Raw genomic sequence first — 21,538 nt, 5'->3', positions numbered from 1 at the left:
GGACTTTGGAAAACCCGGCAATTTACAGCGACCGCCAGTACATCATCCGGGAATCAACCAGCCCGGACGGCCTTCTCGCCCTTCCGCCAATAATCTTTCCCGTCCCGGCGGCACGAATCGCCCCGTCATCAACCGCCCGGAAGGCAATCGTCCCTCCAGACCGGATTTCGGACGTCCCAGCCGCCCTTCCACCCTGCCGTCTTCAAGGCCTTCCTCCCCCAATCCAGGCCACTCCGGCATCAACCGTCCCGGCAGGCCCTCTCCCGTTTCCCGGCCTTCTTCCCCGCCCCATTCCGCCAGCGCACCCAGCAGGCCGTCCTCCCCTCATTCATCTCCTTCACCGAAACCCTCCAATCCCGGGAATTCCCACGGAACGCACAGGAGATAAGTTTTCCTGAAACGCTATTCATCGCAGGGCTGTTTTGTTCCGGGGATGCAAAACGGCCCTGTGTCATGGCTTTGTCCAGGCAGCGGCCAACCTTCTCCGGGATTGTTCAAAACCCGCTTCCCGCTGCGGGAGAGAACCGCCTTGCCGGAAAAAAACGTTTTCCGGTGCTTGAATGCCGGAATCCGTTTTTCAATGCACCAGCCCCATGGACAGGAGAACCAGCGTCACGATACCAATGGCGATGCGGTACCATCCGAATACGGAAAAACTGTGCCTTTGCAGATAGGATACCATCCATTTTACAGCCAGCCATGCGGAAAGCCAGCTGACCGCCGTCCCCACGGCAAGGGCTTCCCACCCGAAGGATTCCAGCATCAGAGCTCCGTCCTTATACGCATCATGGACCGTGGCCGCGCCCAGGGTAATCAATCCCAGCAAAAAGCTGAACTCCACGGCCGCTTCCACGCTCAACCCCACGAACATGCCTCCCAGCATGGTCATCAGGCTCCGGCTGGTGCCGGGGATCATGGCCACGCACTGGAGCGCACCCACCGTCAGCGCTTTGCCCGGCGTCAGGCTTTCAATGGAGGCGCCGGAGTCCCCTTCATTGGAACGCCCCTCCCTGGTGCGCCAGGCGCAATACGCCAGAATAACGCCTCCCCCTACGATCCATGAATAAGCCACCGTATATGTGTTGAACAGATATTCCTTAATCAGTGAAGCGCAGCACAGGCCCACCACGGCGGCGGGAAGGAAGGCCAGAATGAGGTTGACCAGCAGTTTCAGCCCGGCGGGGTTATTGCCGCGCACGCCCTGCGCCATGGCCTTTACCCTCGGAAAATACAGGCTCAGAACCGCCAGGATGGCTCCCCCCTGGATGCAGACGGCCAGGGCATCCAGAGCTTCCTTGCTCTGGGACATGTTCAGCAGGGATTCCGTCAGGAGCAGGTGGCCCGTGGAGCTGACCGGCAAATATTCGGTCAGGCCCTCTACAATGCCCAGGATAATAATTTCCAGAAGGTTCATGATATTGGCGTGGGTTGGATGTATTTACTGGTTGTAGGGAGAATTGTTGTTGTTGAAATCTTCTTCAAACCGGGCTATTTCCTCCCGGGCGCGCGCGGCTTCCTTGCGTTCATGCATCCAGGCCAGAATGATGCATATTTCATACAGCGCATACATGGGAACGGCCATCAGCATCATGGTAGCTACATCCGGCGTAGGGGTGATGACCGCAGCCAGGACGGCGATAGCCACAATGGCATAGCGTCTCGTGGACTTCATCATGTCATAGGTCAACACCCCCAGTTTGACGAAGGGCATCACTACCACAGGCAATTCAAAAGCCAGTCCGAACATTAAAATCATCTGCGTGGCGAAGGACAGGTAGTAGCCGATGCGCCATTCATTGGAGATGCCGAATTCCAGGGAATAGGTGTAAAAAAACGTCAATACCCGCGGGAGGACGATGAAGTAACAGAACAGCGTTCCGGCCAGGAAGAGACCAAAACCGACAGCCATGCACTTGTACAGCAGCTTGCGTTCATGTTCCAGCAGCCCCGGAATGATGAATTGCAGCAGGAAGTACAACAGAAGCGGGAAGGAAATGACCACTCCAGCATACAGGGAAAGCTTGATGGTCAGCATAAACGCCTCCCCGGGCTGGAACGCGCTCATCATCTTGAGGGCCCCCCGCCCCGTTCCGTCTGCCAGCACGGCTCCTTTGGAATACAGGGATTCCGCCAGATCCCTCACGGCCGTGGAGGGGCTGCCTTCCCTGATGAAAATCTGCTTCCTGTCCTCCGGCAGCGGCTGCGCGCCGCGAAGCACCAGGGCAGCCTCCGTCAAATCTGCCTGGGATGGGGAAACCTGGCGGAGAAACAATGCCCGCTGGGAAGCTCCCAGGCTCGTCATGGCCGTTGCCATTTCCTTGGCCTTGCCCCAGGCATCCAGACCAATACCTGCCGGAAGATGGGATTCTTCAAACATATCCCACACCTGGTTGACGGGACGCCTCAGGATGTCCATCAGATTGGACGCAAACCCGGCGCACAGAATTGTGCTGACGGTCAGGCACAGGGCCATCCTCAGCAGCATGGTCCGCAGGTCGTCCAGATGCTCCAGAAAGGGCTTTTCCTCATCTTCCCTTTTAATCTGCCACTTCTCCCGCAGACGGAATATGTGTTTTAAAAAGAACACGGCGTTAAATGAAGCCTAAAAGCCTTCTCCACGCAAGCCGCAAGGCCGACAACGTCCTAAAAAATCCACTGCCTCCGCATCCCCGTTTTTTGGCATGCACCCCCTGTATCTGCTTGACGCGGGAAGAGAGGCCCTTACTCTCTTACCCATCATGAGTCACGTCAGAACAAGATTCGCACCTTCCCCCACAGGCTACCTTCACATCGGGGGCGCCCGCACCGCCCTGTTCAACTGGCTGTTCGCCCGCAAGATGGGGGGGACCTTCATCCTCCGCATTGAAGACACGGACAACGCCCGCAATACGGAGGAGGCTACCCGCGCAATCTTCACCGGCATGGAATGGCTGGGGCTGGACTGGGATGAGGGGCCCATGAAAGGCGGCGATTGCGGCCCCTATTTTCAAAGCCAGCGCAACGATATTTACGACGCCTATTTCAAGAAGCTCCAGGACGCCGGCCGCGTGTACGAGGATGAAGGAGCCTGGCGTTTCCGCTTTGACCGCTCCAAACCCGTCACCTTCCATGACCTGATTTGCGGAGACATCACCATTGACTACCGGGACGCCTCCAACACCCCGGACATGGCTATCCGCCGCGCGGACGGTTCCTACATCTTCCACTTTGTCAACGTGGTAGACGATATTGAGATGAAGATGACCCACGTCATTCGCGGGGAAGACCACATCATGAACACGCCCAAGCACATCCAGCTGTTTGAGGCCTTCGGCGTCACTCCCCCTGTTTTCGCCCACATGCCGCTGATTTTGAATCAGGACGGCTCCAAAATGTCCAAGCGTGACGTGGGCGCCGCCCTGGGAACCTACCCGGAAGAAGGCTTTCTGCCGGAAGGCGTCATGAACTTTCTGGCCCTGCTGGGCTGGTCCCCCAAGGACGATACGGAAATTTTCTCCCCTCAGGAGCTGATCGAACGCTTCTCTCTGGAAGCCGTTAACCACTCCGCCGCCAAATTCGATATCACCAAATGCCGCTGGGTCAACCAGCAGCACATCATCGCCCTGCCTGCGGAAGAATTCGCCCTCCGGGCACGCCCTTTCTGTTTGAAAGCCGGCCTGCCTGATTCCCCGATTCTGGACGCCGCCATCGCCACCGTGCAAACGAAGGTGCAGACCCTGGCGGAAGTCCCGGATAAAATCCGTTTCTTTTTTGAACTGTGCATGGATTCGGAAGCCGTCTCCAAGGTTCAGCCGGAAGCCCTGGAACTGCTTTTCAAACTGGCGGACAGGCTGGAACAGGAACCGGAATGGGATGGTCATGAACTCATTGGCGTGCTGAAAGCCTTTGCCAAGGAAAACGGCGTAAAAATGGGGGCCGTGATGTTCCCTGCCCGGGTGGCCCTCACCGGGTTAAGCGGCGGCCCGGATCTTTCCTCCGTCTTTTCCCTGCTGGGCCGGGAGGAAACCGTAAGGAGAATCCGTTCCTTTTCCCTGGACTGATTCCCGCCGGAATCAGCTTTCTCTTCAAACGCTCCGGAAGATTTCCGGAGCGTTTCCTGTTTACGAAAGGGCATTTTCCGAATTCACGGAAAATGCCCTGCCCTTTCCTACGTCCTGCTTTGAAGAAAACGGGCTTTTCCTGAGAATCTCCCCCTCCGTCAGCAGGAAAAATATATAACCTTGACCGTAATGCCCGCAGCCCCTAGAACAGGGACCATTCATGAGCATCCCTGATTACCGGATCTTTTTCCGCCGCTGCGCCGCCTTTTTTCTGGCGGGGGTTCTGGCCGCAGGTTCTGCGTCCGCACAGCAGGCGGAACCGCCTTCCGCCGCCCCGGAACAGGCGGAGGAAGCCAAGCAGGAACAGCCTCAGACGCAGCCGAACCAATCGGAAATGGATGCGGTTATCATGGCCCTGTGCCATGAAATCACCATCCTGAAAAAGAATGAGGAAAAAAGGATGGCCGTCCGGGAAGTGCTGGTAAAGAATGCGGACGCCACCTACAATTATTTTGACACTAGGGTATATGAAATGTCCGCCGTGCTTTACGCCTTGGACGATCAAAAAATCTTTACGCTGGCTTTTTACTGCAAGGCCGCCACCAGGCTGGTGGAAATGTATTACGCCCAAAAACCGGACTTCCAGGAACAGGAGGAACGGCTGAGCAAGGAAATAGAACGCATAGAAAAACTGGCGGAATCCCTGGAGGAAGTCAACACGGCCAACCTGTCGGAACCATCCCTGGTGCAGAGGGACGAAGCTCTGTATGCCTGCCAGGAGCTGGAAAAATCCCTTCAGGGAGAAAAGGAGCAGTTTATTTACCTTAAGGAACTTTTCAATAATCTGGACAGGAAGATAGACGCGCTGAACTATGAAAGCGCCCAAATGTTCACCTCCCTGTTCAACAGGATATTCTACACCCCCTCCCATGCGGCCAGGTATATCTTTCTCAAGCCGCTCAAAACGTATGAAATATGCATGAGCGTATGGGAAACATCCGCGGACAGCAAGCTCCAGCTTCCATCAGACCCGGAAACGCTCAAGCATTACGGACTTATCCTGCTGGGAATCATCCTGTGCTCCTACTGCCTCTCCCGCCTCATCATCTTCCTGGGATTCCGAAATACATTGAAAAAGACGGGGCATTACAACAAACGCCATGCTTTCGCCAACGTCACCACCATTCTTATCGTGGCTCTGATCCTCGTCATTGCCTCACTGCGCACGCCGAACTACCTGCTGGAGAGCGCGGCCTCCCTGGGCGCGGAATTCCTTCTTCTGGTCAGCGCCATCCTGTTCTCCCTGGTCACGCGCCTTCCGTATGGCACCATTAACTCCGGCATCCGCATCTACATGCCCTATCTACTTCTGGGCGGATTCTTCATGCTTCTGCGCATGTTCATGGCCCCCAACATCATCGTGGACATTTCCATGCCCATCCTGTTCACGCTGGTTTCCCTCTTCTCCCTGCTGACCTGGGTGCGGCAGAGGCACAAGCTGCCCCGGCTGGACCGTTTTTTCTCCACCGTATCTCTGGTATTCACCATCCTGGGCAGCGTCCTGTGCTGGACTGGATTCAGCTTCATGGCCTTCCTGGTGCTGATGACCTGGATCATGCTGATGACCAGCATCCTGCTGCTGGTGGGGCTGTGGGATCTGCTCCACCATTATGAAAACCGCCGGAAGGAACGGAACAAGAGGGCCATCCTGTGGTTCCGCCCCTTCATCTCCAAGCTGCTGCTTCCCTGCCTGACCATTTTCCTCATCCTGTTCAGCATCATCTGGCCCGCCGCCACCTTCGACATGGGGGACCTCATCATTAATAAAATTTTCGCAACCACGGAAATCAAGGATCTGCTCACTTTCAGCTGGAGCAGCGTCATCACGGTCATCCTGATGGCCATTGTTCTCAACTACTTGATATTCTTGGGGAAAAATACGCTGCATGAAATCTATGGAGAAGATTATGAAGTAGGCACCATCCCCACCTTCGTGACACTCTCCACCCTTTTTCTCTGGGGGCTCTTCGTTTTTACGGCGCTTATCATCATGAACGCCAACTACAACGGGCTGCTGATGGTCATGGGAGGCTTGAGCATGGGCATCGGCTTCGCCCTGAAAGATACCATTGAAAACATCATCAGCGGCCTCTCCCTAATGCTGGGTCGCCTGCGCCAGGGCGACATGATTGAATGCGACGGCTACCGGGGCCGCGTCTCCTCCCTGGGCTACCGCTCCACCATGATCGAGACGCTGGACGGCTCTATCATCGCCTTCCAGAACTCCCAGCTTTTCAACAAGAACTTCCGCAACATGACCCGCAACCACAAATTCGAATGCGTGAAGGTGGAAGTGGGCATTTCCTACGGGACGGACGTGGAAAGGGCGCGCAAAATCATTCTGGAAACGCTGGCAACCCTGCCATTCCTTTCCAAAGTCAAGAAAACCAGCGTGGTGCTGGACAGTTTCGGAGACAGTGCCGTCAATCTGGGCGTATGGGTCTGGGTTCCCGTCATGACAAAGTCCTCCAGCCTTTCCTCCGTGCGGGAACACATCTATAATGCGTTCAATGAACACGGCATTTCCATCCCATTCCCTCAACAGGACCTGTACGTGAAAGAATTCCCCGGCGGAGCCCCCGTCCAGGGGACCTGAACATCCATTACCATATACAACAACCATGTCCGACGACCATCTGACTCTATTAGGCTCTCAAAGCTCCTTCTTTACCAATCCCGACGACGCCAGGCTGGAATCCTTCCCCAACCGCGGCACGCGTCCCTACACCATCACGCTGGACACCCATGAATTTTCCTCCCTCTGCCCCGTTACCGGTCAACCGGATTCCTGTCACCTGACGATCACCTACGTTCCGGCGGAAAAGTGCGTGGAAACCAAATCTCTCAAATACTACCTGGCCTCCTACCGCAACTATCCGGCTTTTAATGAACAAATCGTCAACCGCATCACGGATGATCTGGTGGCCGCCATTTCCCCGCGGTGGCTGAAGGTGGAAGGCCGCTTCTCCCCCCGCGGCGGCATCCAGCTGACCGCAACAGCCGAACACAATCCGGAAAACCGCCCCCTGTAATCCAGACCATGGACAAAATGGAAACAGCCGTACTGCTCAGCGGGGGATTGGACTCCAGCGTAGCCCTGCACTGGGCCCACCGGAACCACCGCGTCCGGGTGGCCCTCAGCTTTGACTATGCCTCCAACCACGCGGAACGAGAGCTGAAATGCGCTGCCTGGCAGGCCGCCAGTCTGGGCATAGAACACCGCGTGATTGACATTTCCTCCATCTCCTCCCATTTGAAATCAGCCCTCCTCTCCGGCGCGGACGATATTCCGGACGGTTCCTATGATGAAGAACTGATGAAGCAGACCGTCGTCCCCTTCCGCAACGGCATCTTCCTGTCAATCGCCGCCGGGGTTGCGGAAAGCTGCGGGGCGCAGCAGCTCGTCATTGCGGCCCATTCCGGGGACCATAGCATCTATCCGGACTGCCGGGAGGAATTCATGGCCGCCATGACGGAAGCCATTCGCCTGGGAACCTATGCCGGCCTGGGCATCCTGCGCCCTTTCATCCACATGTCCAAGGGCGGCATCGCCGCCATGGGCCAGGATTTGGGCGTGGACTTTTCCCGCACCTATTCCTGCTACAAGGGCGGAGCCGTCCACTGCGGCGTCTGTTCCACCTGCATGGAACGCCGGGAAGCCTTCAGGGAAGCCGGAATTCCGGATCCAACGGCTTATGCGCCTGCGGAATAGCATCCAAATGCCAGGAATGAAACGCTAAGGAAAAATCCCCGGCCTATGGCCGAAAGGAGATGCCTATGCCCCAATGACATCGGGGAAACGCATGGAAAGAGCCTTCCGCACTCTTGCCGCCACCTCTTCCTTCCCGGCGTCCGCGTCTATGCGGAGCATCCAGGGAGCATGGACGGATGCAAACACGCTGCGGCAGGCCGCCAGGCCCGCTTCCGTCTCAAAAGCGTCGCGTTCCCCGCGGTTCCCAATGCGTTCCAGCGCCACGGAAACGGGAATGTCCAGCCAGACCACGGCATCCGGCACCGGGGCAAATTCTTCATTGGCGGCACGGATAACCTCCGGATCTATGCCGCGCGCGCCCTGGTAAGCCATCATGGAAAGATAGTAGCGATCCAGCAGAACCCATGCCCCCCGCGCCAATGCGGGAGCAATCAGCATCTTCACATGTTCCCTCCTGTCTTTCAGGAACAGGGCTACTTCCTCCTCTACGGAAAGGCGTCCGGTCACGGCGGAGTCCCGGAGCATCCGGCCCCACCGTCCGCGTGTGGGCTCAAAACTCTGCACCACTTCCAGCCCCTTCCCCTCCAAATACTTCCGCAAGTGGCCGATGTGGGTGGACTTGCCCGTGCCGTCAATGCCTTCAAAGACGATCAGCCTCCCCTTTCTTTCTCCGGTAAAACTCATGGCTCGAAAGTGTAGCGGCGTCCCGGCTCAGGAACGACGATGGTGGAATCAGGCATTTTGGCGGATAGCGTGTGGTGCATCCACTCCATGGCATCCGGGTCCCCGTGCACCAGAACCACCTGCCTGGGGTTCAGCTTCACGGCATAATTAACCAGGGAGTCCCGGGTGGCATGCCCGGAAAAATCAAAACAGTCCACGGTGCACTTGCGGCGCACCGGCTGCCCGTTGGGCCTCATTTTCACCAGTTCCCCTTCAGGAGTTGCCTTCAGCAGTCCCGCCGGAGAATCGGGATCCGCATATCCTACGAACAAAATAGCATTCTTCTCTTGGGGAAGAACCTGCTCCGCCATGACGTTGGAAAGCGTATTTTCCGTCATCATGCCGCTGGACACCACATAAATATTCCCCGGGGAACACACCAGCGGAGCTTTTCCCTTGCGCGGAAGGGGCACGGTCTGAATCTCCTCCTTCAGCTTGAATTCATGGTCATGCCTGCGCGTCAACCCGGCAAAACGGTCGTACAACAGGGAAACTTTCGCGCTCAGCCCGCCGAAGTACACGGGAGTATTGGAGGGAATCACCCCCTGCTGCTTGAAACGGTGAATGTTGAACAGCATCTCCTGGCTCTTGCCGATGGCGAATACCGGAATCAGTACGGCGCCGCCGCGTTCCAGCGTCTCCGCAATCGCTTTCCCGAACCTCACCATCTCTTCCGGCCGGGAATAGTGGGCGCTGCGCTGGAAACCGCCGCGCGTGCACTCCATAACCAGCGTATCTACGCCGGATTCCGGAAAATCAGCCCCGGGAATCATGCTCTGGTCTTCAAACTGCACGTCCCCCGTGTAAAATACGGTATGGCCGCTCTCGCCCTCCAGCATCACGCCGGCAGACCCCAGGATGTGCCCGGCATCATAAAACGTGGCCAGCACGTTCTGACGGAAGCCCACGCGGAACACTTCATTGCAGGACTTGGCATGCCAGGCGTCGCTCAATCTGTCCAGATCATTATGGGTGAAAAAAGGATACTCCACAATGCCCAGGTCCAGCCTCTTGGCGCTCATCACATTCACGGAATTATGCAGCATCACTTCAGACAGGGCTGCCGCGGCGGGCGTCATGAACACCTCCGCCGCTGGCTGTTTCTCCTGAAGCACAGGCAGCGTTCCCAGATGGTCCAGGTGGGAATGGCTTAAAAAAACGGCTTCCACGGAATTGGGTTCCAGGGAATCAAAATCCGGCATGGCCGCCTTCCCCTCCTTCTTGGGGTGCATCCCGCTGTCAAGCACAATCCTGGTGCCGTCCATCTCAAGCAAATAGCAATTGGCCCCAATTTCCTCGGCCCCGCTGATATTGGTAAAACTGATCATTATATGCCGCAGGAGAGTACCCCGTGCCTCCCGCCGTGTCAATGCCGCAAGCCCAAGAGGCCCCCTGCCGGGAAGGGAACGCAGGCCAATGGGGAAGAAGCCCTCCTTTACCCTGCGGAACGTTTTTGCGGCTGGGGGAAAACAGGCTCGGAAAACGGCAGGGACAGAACAAATATTCCGGTTCCTTCCGCGCTTTCCGGCACTTGCCCTCTTCCCTTGCCGATGATAATGCCAGGAAAAAGAAATACATGCACGGCGCAACCGCCGTAAACGTTATGCTCTCTCAAACGCAAGGAAGCTCATTCCCGGAAGAAGCCGGGAATTGCTCTGGACGCGGCCGGGAGTGCATGAGACAATAAGGAAAGAGCTTTCCTGATGAAAAGACGCCTACAGAAAACGGCTTCAAAAAAATCCCTTCCCGTGCCGTTGCCGGAACAAGGCAGGACGAAGGGGCCCGTTATCCCGCCTCCGGGTCTGCTTCCGGTCCATATAAAAAAGAGTTTCCTTTCCATTGACGGTAAATTCACCCCTGCAGCTCCATGAAAAACAAGATTCCCATTCCGCCCAACGGCTCCAGGCAGCAGCTTCTGGTCAGGGCCATCAATTACTTCCGCAGCCGGGAAGGAGAACCGCGCCTGTTCACCAGACGCAAGCTTGTCCTTCTGACTCTGACGGCTCTTTATGCCTTTTCCCCCATTGACCTGATTCCGGATTTCATTCCGGGAGTAGGACAGATAGATGACCTGACCGTCATCGCCTTCACCTTCCTGGCCCTGTTCATGCCCCCTATCAGGGAACATGGCTCCCATGAAGACCCGGAACCCTGAATTTCCGCCACGCACAACATCTCATGAGCGGATCCTCCCCCACCTTTTTCCATTCCCCCGCCGTTGTCGCGCTGGCCAGGGGAGCCGTTCTGATAGGTGTGCTGGCCGTATTGTTCTGGGGCGTGCGCACCTGCATCACCGCCCCGGCGGAAAAGCCGATGGCTGTAGCGGAAAAACTGATTGAAGCCGGCAGGGAAGCGGGCCTCACCCTGATCAATAAGGGTTTTTCCTCCAACCACGGCGGCGTGGCCCTGATTGTGCAGAAGGATGAAAAAGTGGCCAACCTGGTAACAGTGGAACGGACTTTTGAATATGAATACCGTTACTCCACCACCTGGTGGTGGAGCAGGAAAACGCTGATTCTGAAAGCGGCCTACCGCGCCCACGGGGGCATCAATCTGGAAGGGCCCGAACCTCTTCGGATTATCATTCCCGCAGGAAACAAAGGCCCCATTACGGCAGAGGGCCTTCATGGCAAGCTGATTTCCTGTGAGATGGTGGAGGGGTCCCTGCGAATCGTGAAGGATGACGCCGGCATCTGGAACAGGCTGACTTCCGAAGATGCCGCCATTGCCGTCAACCAGCTGAACGAAAACGCCCGGAAGCATATCATGGAGAGCGGCTTGAAACACCAGGCTGAAGAAAATTTCCTCAAACGCCTCCGGGAAGAAGCCGGGCAGCCGGAAGAACCTTCCGGGAAGGACCGCTGGTTCTGAGGTACAAGAGGAAAACATTTTCAAGGCCGGTTGCTTCAGGAGCCGGCAAAGCTCCAGAAGCACAGTTCCTCATTCCGCTCTTTTATCTTGCCAAACCGGGCTGCGTCCTATAAAGGAACGCACGTCATGGCCAATTTAACATTCACCCCTCCCGCGGACGGTGCAGCCGTCACCATGCAGAACGGCAGGCTTTGCGTTCCGGACAGGCCCGTCATTCCTTTCATCATCGGTGATGGAACCGGTCCTGAGATATGGGCGGCGGCCTCCCGTGTCATTGACGCAGCCGTAGCCAAGGCTTATCAGGGCAGGCGTTCCATCGCATGGTATGAAGTTTTTGCCGGGCAGAAATCTTTTGATAATCTGGGCACCTGGCTTCCGAATGAAACGGTGGAAGCTTTCCGCACGTACCTCATCGGCATCAAAGGCCCCCTCACCACTCCGGTGGGCGGAGGCATCCGCAGCCTGAACGTCACGCTGCGGCAGGATCTGGATCTGTTTGTCTGCCTGCGTCCCGTGCGCTATTTCAACGGCATTGAAACTCCCGTCAAAGCTCCGGAAAAAGTGAACATGGTCGTTTTCCGCGAAAACACGGAAGACATCTACGCCGGAATCGAATTCAAGGAAGGCACGGAGGATGCCAAGCTGTTTTTTGATACCATGAGCCGCATTTTCCCGGACCGCATGAAAAAGGTGCGTTTCCCGGAAAGCTCCGGCTTCGGCATCAAGCCCGTTTCCCGTGAAGGCACGGAGCGCCTGGTGCGCGCCGCCATTGACTATGCCGTGAAAAACGGAAGGAAAAGCGTCACGCTGGTGCATAAGGGCAACATCATGAAATTCACGGAAGGCGGCTTCCGTGACTGGGGATACGATGTCGCACGGCGGGAATACGGCGCCCTCCCCATAGGGGACGGCCCTTGGCTGAAACTTCCCAACGGTATCGTTATCAAGGATTGCATTGCAGACGCCTTCCTTCAGGAAATTCTGCTCCATCCGGAAAACTTCGACGTGGTAGCCACGCTGAATCTGAACGGGGATTACATCTCCGACGCCCTGGCGGCGCAGGTCGGCGGCATCGGAATCGCCCCCGGAGGCAACATCAACTACCTGACGGGGCATTCCATTTTTGAAGCTACGCACGGCACCGGGCCGAAACTGGCCGGACTGAACAAGGCCAACCCCAGCTCCGTCATCCTGTCTGCGGAGATGATGTTGCGCTACATGGGCTGGACGGAAGCCGCCGATCTGCTGATTCAGGCCATTGACCGGGTGATTTCCGAAAAAACGGTTACGTTCGACCTTGCGGAAATGATTCCCGGTTCCACGGAAATTACCTGCTCCGCTTACGGCGACAAACTGGTGGAAACCCTGAGCTGATCCCTGTTTTTCCCGCTTTTTCCATCCGGACTGCCCTCCCGCCACACGGTGCGGAGGGCAGTTTTTTGTCTCCATGCCGGAATTTATCCGATCAGGTACCTGCTGCCGGGGAGGAAGGAGAGCAGCTTGATGATTCCCCAGGCTGCCAGGCACGTCGCCGCAGTCAGCAGCGGAATGGAAAGAGAAGCCGGAAGGAACAACAGATGGAGCATGCCAAAGAGGCGGTAAACGGCTCCCACCAGCACAAAGTGGACCAGGTAGATGCCGAAACTCATGCTGGAGAAATCAGCCAGGAACCGCCGCGGCGCGGACCCGGCTCTGAATGCGGTAAATGACTGGAAGAGAACGAATAAGGTCACGGACATGAGGGCCACATTAATGCTGGCGAAGCCGATGTAGTCGCCGCTTGAGGACCAGGCCTGAGCCGTGGACGTCCGGTAGAAATGGAGGGTAAACCAAAAGGCCGCGGCCAGACACGGAACGGCCCAGCAGGCCGTGCGGGCGAAGGAGGCATTCCCAGGGTATTTCCTCAGAAAGCAGCCGAGCACCATGTAGCCCAGGTACCCGGAGAAGGAATGCAGGGCCCCGTATTCATTCCAGGGGCATTTTCCCAGATAGCTGGGGAAAATGGTCTGGAGATAAGGGAACAAGAGGGTGAGCGCCCACAGTAGCAGGAAGTAGGCAAAGGCCGCCTTTCCCGCTTTCTCCACCCAGGGGGATATGACTGGCAGGAAGAGGTAAAGGCCCATCAGCACGTAGAGGTACCAGAGATGAATGCCCACGCTGAATTTCAGTGGAATCAGCAGCAGGTTCGTTCCCATGGTTTCCAGGTCCGGCGTGACCCGTGAGAGGGGGAAGACGGAGTGAAAACTGTCCCCCGTGAGCGTTTCATAGCTCCACGGAAAAACAGTGTAAAACGCAGACCACAGCAGGAAGGGGAACAGGACGCGGGTGAAGCGTTTTTTCAGGAATTGCCCCGTCGTATCCCGAACGGGCAGCAGGAGGGCGCCGGAAATCATGAAAAACAGGGGGATGGAGACCCGCACCAGCACCGTATAAAAGGAGGACCAGGCAAAGGTTTCATTGTCCGGAGTGAAAGGAGGCGACACAAAAAACTGCCCCACGATGTGGCTGGCAATAACGAGAATACAGGCAAAAACACGGATGTTGTCCAGCCAGGGAATGCGGGAGGAAGGAAGATTCATGAAAGGGTTCCTTAACTACCTGCGGACGGCTCCGTTTCTTTCACCATAAAACCAGACGTTAACAAAACCGGGAAAAACACATTTTCCTGGCGGAGGCTGCGCAAAACATTAAACAGAAAAACAGGCTATTCGCCAATTCCATGAAGAAGAACATGAACAGAGTAACCGGCATCTGCCTTGGAGTCATAGACATGAAAAAGTCCCTGCAATTTTACCGGGACAAGCTTGGTTTTAAAACGGACGAGACCGGGGACAATCCCGACGTGGTATTTTTCTGCACCCCCGGCACCAAACTGGAATTATACCCGCTGGATTTGCTGGCAAAGGACATTGACCCGGGCAATCCTCCGGCCCCCGGTTCCGGCTTCGGAGGGATAACACTGGCCTACAATGCCATCACGAAAGAGGAAGTTGTGGAAATCTAAAAGGGCTTGTCTGGCCAGCATCATCTCCCCGCTGGTGACGCCCGGACTGACGAACCACACCGGGTGGCCGTCGCGTGGCCGCCGGAAATCACAATGTCGCTGAGTACTTCCGACCTGGAATAGCCGCCAAGCACGATGCTGTGCCCGCAGCCGTCTTCCACATACCCCCCCTGCCGATGCCTATGCAGAAGGTCCCCCTCGATCCGGGAACCCATGCCCGCGCAGAAGGAATAGGCCGTGGCCGTATGGAGCTTCTCCGATTCATTGGACGTATTACTCTGATAACCCAGGGCAATCCCCATGTGACAGTGGTCCGTATTGGACCAGGAACCTACGGAAACGCAGGAATTCCCTACTTTAATATGATCCCCCAGGGCGGTTCCGGCGGAGTTGGTGCCCACGAACGTGGAACCCACAACGGTACCCCGGTCGTCTCTGGTGGAAGAGGTAACCTATCACAACATTGTCCGTGCCATTGGCGGCACTGGCATTTGTTCCGATTACAACGTTTCTGTCCGTAGAAAGGGCGGACGTATCATCTAAATTCATAGAATGGCATTTGCAGCCATTTCCGTTCCCGGGGCAAGGAGCATGAAACGTTGTAATCGGGGGCCCTCCCGTCACAGATCCCGGCGGATGGCGTCCACCTGCTCCGGCGTATAGGCCGCCTTCTCCACCCCGCCGAACTGGCGGCGCAGGAATGTGAGCAGGTTCGCCAGGTCGCGGGAATCCGTGACGCCGGGCGGCAGCATGGTGGAATCCCATTCCTTTCCATTCACCGTGATGGGTCCGGTCAGTCCCTGGAGGATGATCCTGACGATTTCCGCATCAGGCTTTTCCTTCAGCCATTCGGATCCGGCCAGGGGCGGATAGGTCACCTTGTCCCCCATGCCGTCGTTGCCGTGGCAGATGGCGCATTTGGAAAGGTACACGCCCCTGCCCTTTTCCATCACGGCGGCGGCGCGGGCCTTCTTCAGGCGTTCCATGTCCACGGCGGGAGGATGCGCGGCATAATCCGGGTGAATGTGGGACAGGGCCGGGAAGGAATGGATTTGGTCGCGCTTCAGGGAGGGTTCCACCCTCCGCAGGGACTCCAGGTAGTTCAACAGGCGCTCCCCGCGCGGGGAAGGCACCAGCTCCCGGCCCCGTTCCATCCGGACAGGCAGGGCAGCCGTGGAGGGGGCGTTCCCTTCCACCGGGCGTTCCTCAAATAGTCCGGGCATGGCCGGACACATGGTCCAGGGTTTGTTGAACTGCATTTCCCGCGGGTTGTAAAGATGCAAGGCCAGCCATTCCCGCACCTGCGCGGCGCGGCGCGTGCCGCCGGATACGGCGTCTTCATATTCCAGCCTCCCGGCGGCGTATTCCGCCGCATTGCTCAGGTCCGGGCCTATGGCCGCCACCCCCGCCTGCGGCGCTCCTTCCCTGTTGAATTCGGCATCCATGTCTTCCGGTTCACTGACCCGGTAGGGGAAATCAGGATCCGTGCCGCGGTCAATCGCCGTCTGCCAGTCCTTTCCGGACAGGGAACGCCGGATAATCTGGGTATGGCACAGGGCACACCCCTCCGCGGCATAAATACCGGAACCTTCCGCATCATGAACGGGTCTCCTGACCTCCATGGAATCCGGAGGCGGAGCATGCAGAACAACGGCCGCAGCCGTCGCCAGCGCCAAAGCCGCCGCTACGGCTGAAATGAAGAAGAAACGCCGCAAAAACGGAGGGGAAGGCTCCCGGCCTCCGTCTTCCGCTCCCGCTGGCCGCCACAGGCAGAGGCTGCCCGCCAGGCAAAAAGCCATGGCAACGGCGTGGATGCAGGCAGCCATGCCCACCCAGCCGCTCATCAGCTCCGCGCGACGGGCCTCAGGAAAAGCCTGGACATCCAGGGCGGCAAGCACGCCCACGGCATACGCCAGAAGCACGCCGCAGACGCCTGCGCCCAACAGCCGCCATGCCACAGGGAAATGTCCGGGGGCCTTCCCCCCTGCCATCATCAAAACTCCGGCCCCCAGCAGAATCCATAATTCCGGTTCATGCCATGCAGACAGGGAAAACTGCATCAGCTCAGGCGCACCCACAACAAACACGTTCCATGCCGCCAGCAAGGCAAGCAGGGAAACTCCGGTCTTCACCCATATTCCGGTCTTCGTACCGGATTTTATCCAAAAACGCGCCACCGCCAGGACGGCGGGAAGAACGGCGCACCAAAACCAGGCGGTACCGGCCTCCACCAACATCCACGACACGGGAAACCCCTGAAGCCCCCCCAGCCCGCCAATCACCGGAGCCGCTGCCAGCACCAGGGCCATCCAGACGGACAGAATTCCGGCTGCCCTCCCCTGCGCCATATCCAGGCGGAGCGCCGCCGCTCCCAGGGCGGCAAACATCAGCCCGCAGGACAGGCTTCCTCCCAGGGCGGAAACATCCAGCAGGCCATTCATGGACAATGCCTGCGTATATCCCAACGCCCAAAGGGCCGCAGCCACACACCCGGCGGAGGAACTGAACAACAGCCGTACAGGCCACGGAAACGGACGGAACCATGCGACGCACGCCGCCCCTGCGGCAAGGAAGGCAAAAACCGGGCAAACCCACCAGTCAAAAGGCATCAGGAGCACGCCGCTCCCATTCCCCGCGGCAATAGTCGCCAACCCCAGCGCAACGCAGGTATGCCAGAGCCATTCTGCGGGTTTCATCCACCGGCTCCTGCTTCCCGCCGCAAAGGAAAACAGGATGGGGAGGGCCCAGCCGTACACCAGCATGCCGTAGAATGCGAACATGAGGCGGCCGGCCGGCCACGGCAAAGGCTCCTCCGCCACCAGACCGGAAGCGTACGCCAGCGACCACAGGAAACCCAGCACGAAAGCCCCTGCCAGCCAGAACAGGGGGAGATACTCGCCCGGACGGCGGAAAAACAGAAAAAAAACGGCGGCGGTACGGTTCATCATGATTCGGGAAATACCCTGCGGACGCTCAGTGCCCCCAGAAAGGAAAAACAGCAGATCAGGGCCATCCCTCCCAAGAGCAGGACAAGCGGAAGCCATGCCTTCCATGCAGACGGGTCCAGCCCAAAGCCGGGGCCAAACATCCAGCATGCTTCCAGCAGGGAGCCAAACAGCACCCCGGCGCATACAGCGCCCAAAGCGACCAGCCGGCGTCTCAACGCGGGGAACAGCAAAATAAGGAAAGGCAGCAGAAGCTGAAGAACAAGAGCCGCGGCAAACATTCCGGACCAGCCGGAGGAAGCGGCTGCGTTATAAAAGGACATTTCAGCCGGAATGGAGGCGTACCAGGTAATCATGTACTGAGAATACACAATATAGGCTTTCACCAGAACCATGGCCGTCAGCATGCCGCCCAGGCGGGGCCAAGGCAGCTCCTTCCCTCCGTCCAGCCGCCTCAGGAACACGGCAGACAACACAGCGAATGCCAGGGACACCAGCAGAACATATGCAATCATGTATACGGGGAACATGGAAAGAACGACCTTTCCCGTCCCTCCCAGCATGTCCATCCCCAGCAGGCCCAGCATCATCACCGTCACAACCATGCAGAAGGCGGCAGAGCCCCGGCGGAAGGAAGGCTGCCAGACATTTTTTTCCGCAACCAGCGTTTCCCATACCTGGGTCATGCTCCAGGAAAGCACCGCAATACTCCCCACGCGCACGTACAGCCATGCCGGGTTCCACCATGAGAAGTCAGCCAAATCCAGAACGCCGAAGGGCTGGACGCCGGGAGAGGCAACATCCGCCACTCCCCAATAGCGGGCTGCTTCCGGAAAAATCACGGTAGTCAGGCAGCCGACCGTTCCGGCCAATACCAAAACACCGGGTAAAAACCCCCAGCAACCCGCCGCCAGCACCCTTCTCAGCGCAATGCCCCAGCCGGAACCCGTCAGTGAAGACAGGCAGAGCCAGAACAGGCACCCCAGACAGAGGCTGGAGCCAAGGACTCCTACGGCCATTCCGGCAGCGGCGAACGGCCTTCTCAATTCCTGCAGCCTTTCTCCGGCTACCGTCATGTCGTCCCAGGGCATGGCCGTAAAGGACTGGCGCATCAGCACGCACCATAATAGAACGGAAATGATCCACAGGGAAAGGGCAACGGAACGCCCGGCCCAGCCGAATCCCGGACGGTCCTGGCGTTCCCCGCCTGTTGAAGATGTATTGCTGTTCATGAATGTTGTTCCTTCTGTTGAACGGCAGGTTCTTCCGGCGGCGCTTGCAAATGACGGATAAACGCCACCAGACACCAGATTCCCCGCGCCGTGAGAATGTTTCCGAAAGCGGGCATGTTTCCCTGCCCCAACCGAATGCTCCTGAACATTTTTCCGGAAGAATAGGAAGCATACTTTTCATCCCGGAAAGAGCCTATTTGCGGATAGGTTTCATAAACGGCCATGCTTCCGCGTCCGCTTCCGTCCTCTCCGTGGCAAACGGCGCAATGCGCCAGATAAAGCGCGCGCCCCTCCGCCAGCACGTCGCGGCTGCGGGAGATGCCGCCCAGTTCCAGAGGCATGGAATCCTCCTCTCCGCCCTGCATGCGGCCGGAGGAAAAATAGGAACCTTCCGCAGCAAAGGAGTCCCGGTCATCCTCCCGTTTTCGGACCGTTCCGTTCATGCCCAGGGACTGCGCCACGGAGCGGGGAGGCGTCAGGCGCGCTTTCCGATCCGGGGCGGCGGAAGAAATCCCCACCTGCTGGGCATCCGCCAGAGGACGATCATTCATATTGTCAAACAAACGGGGAACGGCATTTCTTCCATCGTCGTCCCCTGCCAGGAACCAGAGCGCTCCCAGGAGAACAAGGGCTGCTACCGCCGTGATGCCTCCTCTCATGCCCGGCCTCCTTTCCCATGAACGTACTCGCGGGCATCCGGATGCAGGGCTTCAGCCAAAACGGCGGCATGGCCTTCGCTCCCGCCTTCCAGCAGAATGAAGTAACCGTTCCCGTGCTCATCCGTCCTGAAAAAATCACACTCGAACGCCCAGTCGTGCCACTGCGGGAGAAGAGCCCCCTTCAGGAAACCGGCGGCGGTCAGCAATCCGGCCCCCAGCAAAGTTCCTTCAAACAGGGGAGGGACATATGCGGGCCAGCTGTCCCAGCCCTGGACCCTGCCCTGGGTCACAAGGGGATCCGCACAGAACTGCGTCCAGTAAAGCCACAGAGCCACGGCCAGAAACCCGCAGACGCCGCCCGCTGCGGCCCACAGCCGGACGCCTGCTCCCACGGCCTTCCCGGCGTGCCTGTTGGCAAGACGAACAGCGGCGCAGGGATAAGGTGCGCAAACCTCCCAGCGCAGATTTTCCTCCTTCACCAGCACGCGGACGGCCTGAAGGAGCGCCTTCTCCGAACCGAAGGAAAGCACCCAGCCGGAAATGACGGGCTTTTTCATGCCCCGCCCTCCTTGTTCAGGGATTGCTGTTCCCGCACGTCGCACAGGGAGAAGAATGGAGCCACACGCACCAGCGCCATGTACAGGGCCATAAACAGCCCCACGCTCCCGGCCATCATGGCCAAATCCGTCACGCTGGGGAAATAATCTCCGATGTTGGCAGCCAGCAGGGATGCCTTCAGGGAATTCACGACAATCCAGAAACGTTCCATCCACATGCCCGCAAGCACTCCCAGAGCCACGGCGGCGATCACCCAGCGGTTGGTTCGCAGAGAGCGGAACCAGAACAACTGGGGCAGCGCCACATTCCCGGCAACCATGACGATGAGGAACACGGCATTCACAGGATTTCTGCCCGGAAACGGCTCCGGAGAGCCTCCATTCAGAATGGCTGCCAGATGCTCCCACAAATACATGGCTCCCATCACCAGACTCAGGGCCAGCACAAACCGGGAACTTAAATCCAGAATGGCCGGAGTAACGGCCCGGCGAACGCCGCTGCCGGCCATCAGACGCCTCACCCCCAGCAGAATCAGCTGAACCATCGCCATGCCGCTGAGGATGGCCCCCCCTACGAAATAGGGCGGGAAAATGCTCTGGTGCCACCCCGGCACCTGAGTCACGGAAAAATCGAAACTCACCACGGAATGAACGGATACCACGAGAGGAGTCAGAATAACCGCAAAAAGAAGGCTGGCCTTTTCATAGGCGCGCCACTGGCGCCCCGTCCCCTGCCAGCCCAGTGCCAGCCACCCGTACCGGCGCCTCAGACGCCCCTTGCAGCAATCCCTCAGCAACGCGAAATCCGGCACCAGGCCGATATACCAGTACAACAGGGAAAGAAGAAAATAGGTGCTGACTGCCATGACATCCCACATCAAAGGAGAGGCCATGTCCGGCCAAATTCCGCTCACTTCCGGCAACGGGGAAGCCATCCACGCCATCCAGACACGCCCTACGTGCACCACAGGGAAAACGGCGGCGCAGATAACCGCGCACAGGGTCATCTGTTCCGCTCCGCGCGCAATCGGGCTTCTCCATGACTGGCGCGTCAGCAGCAGGACGGCGGAAATCAGGGTGCCCGCATGCCCCAGGCCTATCCAGAAAACAAAATGCACGATGTCCAGCCCCCACACCACATTATTATTCACCCCCAGCACGCCCACACCCTCTGCGGCAATACGCCAGGAACTCCACCCTATGCCCCACGCCGCCAGCAATGCGCTGGCGAGAAACACGCTCCACCAAACGGGTCCCAGCGGCTTCCGCACCTCTGCCAGCATGGCCTCTACCGGAATATCGGCGGTGGGGACTGATGGTGCTGGTCTGTTCATTATCTGCATAGGGTCGGAAGCTCTTTAGAGCTTACTTGAGTGCTTTTCCCCGTCAATTCAAAAGGGGAACGCACGTGACATGGCGCACGGCTCTAGGAGACAGGGGCGGAGTTCCTCTCCGTTACAGGCTCCGGGCAGGGAAAGGCCGTCATCCCCTGCTTTTTCAACGGAGGAGGAAAAAGCGTCAGGGACGAAGGGGAATGCCCTTTTTCAGGTCCATGCCATCCATGGGACATTCTGGAAAAACGGAGGCGCCCACTGAACCGTCATTCCCGTTTCTTCCGCACTTCACAAACATTCAAATAGCTGGAATTCCCGGCGGCGGCATTTTAACATGAATTGCGCATGGACATAAAAACGCTGACTTCCGGAGCCCTGATCAAGCACCCTTCCCGCGGCCT

Annotated in this window: 18 protein-coding genes and 2 pseudogenes; 9 read left to right on the top strand and 11 right to left on the bottom strand. The window is 58.0% G+C overall.

Translation table 11 applies throughout. The features are described 5' to 3' along the window. A pseudogene (locus WW58_RS13170) lies at nt 1-388 on the top strand (hypothetical protein); the annotation flags it as partial. A gap of 189 nt (nt 389-577) precedes the next feature. Here the strand turns inward: WW58_RS13170 and WW58_RS06100 are convergent. Together WW58_RS06100 and tatC are read right to left on the bottom strand one after the other, a co-directional pair. Then, nucleotides 578-1,414 carry an undecaprenyl-diphosphate phosphatase gene (locus WW58_RS06100; protein WP_046436218.1) on the bottom strand — a complete coding sequence of 279 codons (837 nt, stop codon included), beginning with the start codon at nt 1,412-1,414 and terminating at the stop codon, nt 578-580. Between the two features lie 24 nt (nt 1,415-1,438). Continuing rightward, on the bottom strand, nt 1,439-2,587 hold the full coding sequence (gene tatC, locus WW58_RS13165) for a twin-arginine translocase subunit TatC (RefSeq protein WP_022196971.1): 1,149 nt from the start codon (nt 2,585-2,587) through the stop codon (nt 1,439-1,441). 151 nt (nt 2,588-2,738) lie between these two features. On the opposite strand from tatC, the gene WW58_RS06090 reads away from it, so the two are divergent. The 4 genes from WW58_RS06090 to queC all read left to right on the top strand — a co-directional run bounded on the left by WW58_RS06090 (nt 2,739) and on the right by queC (nt 7,812). Then, nucleotides 2,739-4,040 (top strand): glutamate--tRNA ligase, encoded by a 1,302-nt coding sequence (locus WW58_RS06090; RefSeq protein ID WP_046436349.1) that lies wholly within the window; start codon nt 2,739-2,741, stop codon nt 4,038-4,040. Nucleotides 4,041-4,260: 220 nt separating this feature from the next. Further along, nucleotides 4,261-6,696, top strand: coding sequence for a mechanosensitive ion channel family protein (locus WW58_RS06085; RefSeq protein WP_046436216.1), 2,436 nt, complete (start codon nt 4,261-4,263; stop codon nt 6,694-6,696). 25 nt (nt 6,697-6,721) lie between these two features. Beyond that, the gene (gene queF, locus WW58_RS06080) at nt 6,722-7,132 is read left to right on the top strand and encodes a preQ(1) synthase (protein ID WP_022196886.1); all 411 of its coding nucleotides are present in this window, start codon (nt 6,722-6,724) and stop codon (nt 7,130-7,132) included. A gap of 8 nt (nt 7,133-7,140) precedes the next feature. Beyond that, nucleotides 7,141-7,812 (top strand): 7-cyano-7-deazaguanine synthase QueC, encoded by a 672-nt coding sequence (gene queC, locus WW58_RS06075; protein WP_012420913.1) that lies wholly within the window; start codon nt 7,141-7,143, stop codon nt 7,810-7,812. Between the two features lie 63 nt (nt 7,813-7,875). Here queC and tmk read toward each other — a convergent pair whose 3' ends face one another. Then, on the bottom strand, nt 7,876-8,496 hold the full coding sequence (gene tmk, locus WW58_RS06070) for a dTMP kinase (RefSeq protein ID WP_022196887.1): 621 nt from the start codon (nt 8,494-8,496) through the stop codon (nt 7,876-7,878). After that, on the bottom strand, nt 8,493-9,863 hold the full coding sequence (locus WW58_RS06065; protein ID WP_046436215.1) for an MBL fold metallo-hydrolase: 1,371 nt from the start codon (nt 9,861-9,863) through the stop codon (nt 8,493-8,495). Before WW58_RS06065 ends, tmk begins: the two co-directional genes overlap by 4 nt. Nucleotides 9,864-10,402: 539 nt before the next feature. Between WW58_RS06065 and WW58_RS06055 the strand changes: the two genes are divergently transcribed. From WW58_RS06055 to icd, 3 genes are all read left to right on the top strand, one after another. Next, entirely contained in the window at nt 10,403-10,690 is a 288-nt protein-coding gene (locus WW58_RS06055; protein ID WP_046436211.1) for a YkvA family protein, read from the top strand. Between the two features lie 23 nt (nt 10,691-10,713). Next, a complete protein-coding gene (locus WW58_RS06050) occupies nt 10,714-11,406 on the top strand; it encodes a DUF4230 domain-containing protein (protein WP_022196889.1) in 693 nt (230 codons plus the stop codon). A gap of 126 nt (nt 11,407-11,532) precedes the next feature. Beyond that, a complete protein-coding gene (gene icd, locus WW58_RS06045) occupies nt 11,533-12,780 on the top strand; it encodes an NADP-dependent isocitrate dehydrogenase (RefSeq protein ID WP_022196890.1) in 1,248 nt (415 codons plus the stop codon). An 83-nt stretch (nt 12,781-12,863) separates the two neighbouring features. On the opposite strand, the gene WW58_RS13160 is transcribed toward icd, so the two are convergent. Further along, complete coding sequence (locus WW58_RS13160; RefSeq protein ID WP_022196891.1) at nt 12,864-13,985, bottom strand: acyltransferase; 1,122 nt, start codon at nt 13,983-13,985, stop codon at nt 12,864-12,866. A 152-nt stretch (nt 13,986-14,137) separates the two neighbouring features. On the opposite strand from WW58_RS13160, the pseudogene WW58_RS06035 reads away from it, so the two are divergent. Then, nucleotides 14,138-14,398 (top strand): annotated as a pseudogene (locus WW58_RS06035) (VOC family protein); the annotation flags it as partial. Nucleotides 14,399-14,430: 32 nt separating this feature from the next. Here WW58_RS06035 and WW58_RS06030 read toward each other — a convergent pair. The 6 genes from WW58_RS06030 to nrfD all read right to left on the bottom strand — a co-directional run bounded on the left by WW58_RS06030 (nt 14,431) and on the right by nrfD (nt 21,137). Continuing rightward, on the bottom strand, nt 14,431-14,826 hold the full coding sequence (locus tag WW58_RS06030; RefSeq protein ID WP_022196893.1) for a hypothetical protein: 396 nt from the start codon (nt 14,824-14,826) through the stop codon (nt 14,431-14,433). A 204-nt stretch (nt 14,827-15,030) separates the two neighbouring features. After that, nucleotides 15,031-17,358, bottom strand: coding sequence for a c-type cytochrome (locus tag WW58_RS13155; RefSeq protein ID WP_183164000.1), 2,328 nt, complete (start codon nt 17,356-17,358; stop codon nt 15,031-15,033). Beyond that, complete coding sequence (locus tag WW58_RS06020; RefSeq protein WP_022198268.1) at nt 17,355-18,587, bottom strand: hypothetical protein; 1,233 nt, start codon at nt 18,585-18,587, stop codon at nt 17,355-17,357. Before WW58_RS06020 ends, WW58_RS13155 begins: the two co-directional genes overlap by 4 nt. Then, entirely contained in the window at nt 18,584-19,246 is a 663-nt protein-coding gene (locus WW58_RS06015) for a c-type cytochrome (RefSeq protein WP_046436207.1), read from the bottom strand. The genes WW58_RS06020 and WW58_RS06015 overlap by 4 nt, the downstream gene beginning before the upstream one ends. Next, entirely contained in the window at nt 19,243-19,803 is a 561-nt protein-coding gene (locus WW58_RS06010) for a quinol:electron acceptor oxidoreductase subunit ActD (RefSeq protein ID WP_046436206.1), read from the bottom strand. The genes WW58_RS06015 and WW58_RS06010 overlap by 4 nt, the downstream gene beginning before the upstream one ends. After that, the gene (gene nrfD / locus WW58_RS06005; RefSeq protein ID WP_046436345.1) at nt 19,800-21,137 is read right to left on the bottom strand and encodes an NrfD/PsrC family molybdoenzyme membrane anchor subunit; all 1,338 of its coding nucleotides are present in this window, start codon (nt 21,135-21,137) and stop codon (nt 19,800-19,802) included. Before nrfD ends, WW58_RS06010 begins: the two co-directional genes overlap by 4 nt. Nucleotides 21,138-21,538: the final 401 nt, after the last annotated feature.

This window comes from Akkermansia sp. UNK.MGS-1 (assembly GCF_000980515.1).
In the GTDB taxonomy this organism is placed as follows: domain Bacteria; phylum Verrucomicrobiota; class Verrucomicrobiia; order Verrucomicrobiales; family Akkermansiaceae; genus Akkermansia; species Akkermansia muciniphila.
The sequence above is the reverse complement of the archived record's forward strand: the minus strand, read 5'-3'. Positions and strand labels throughout refer to the sequence as shown.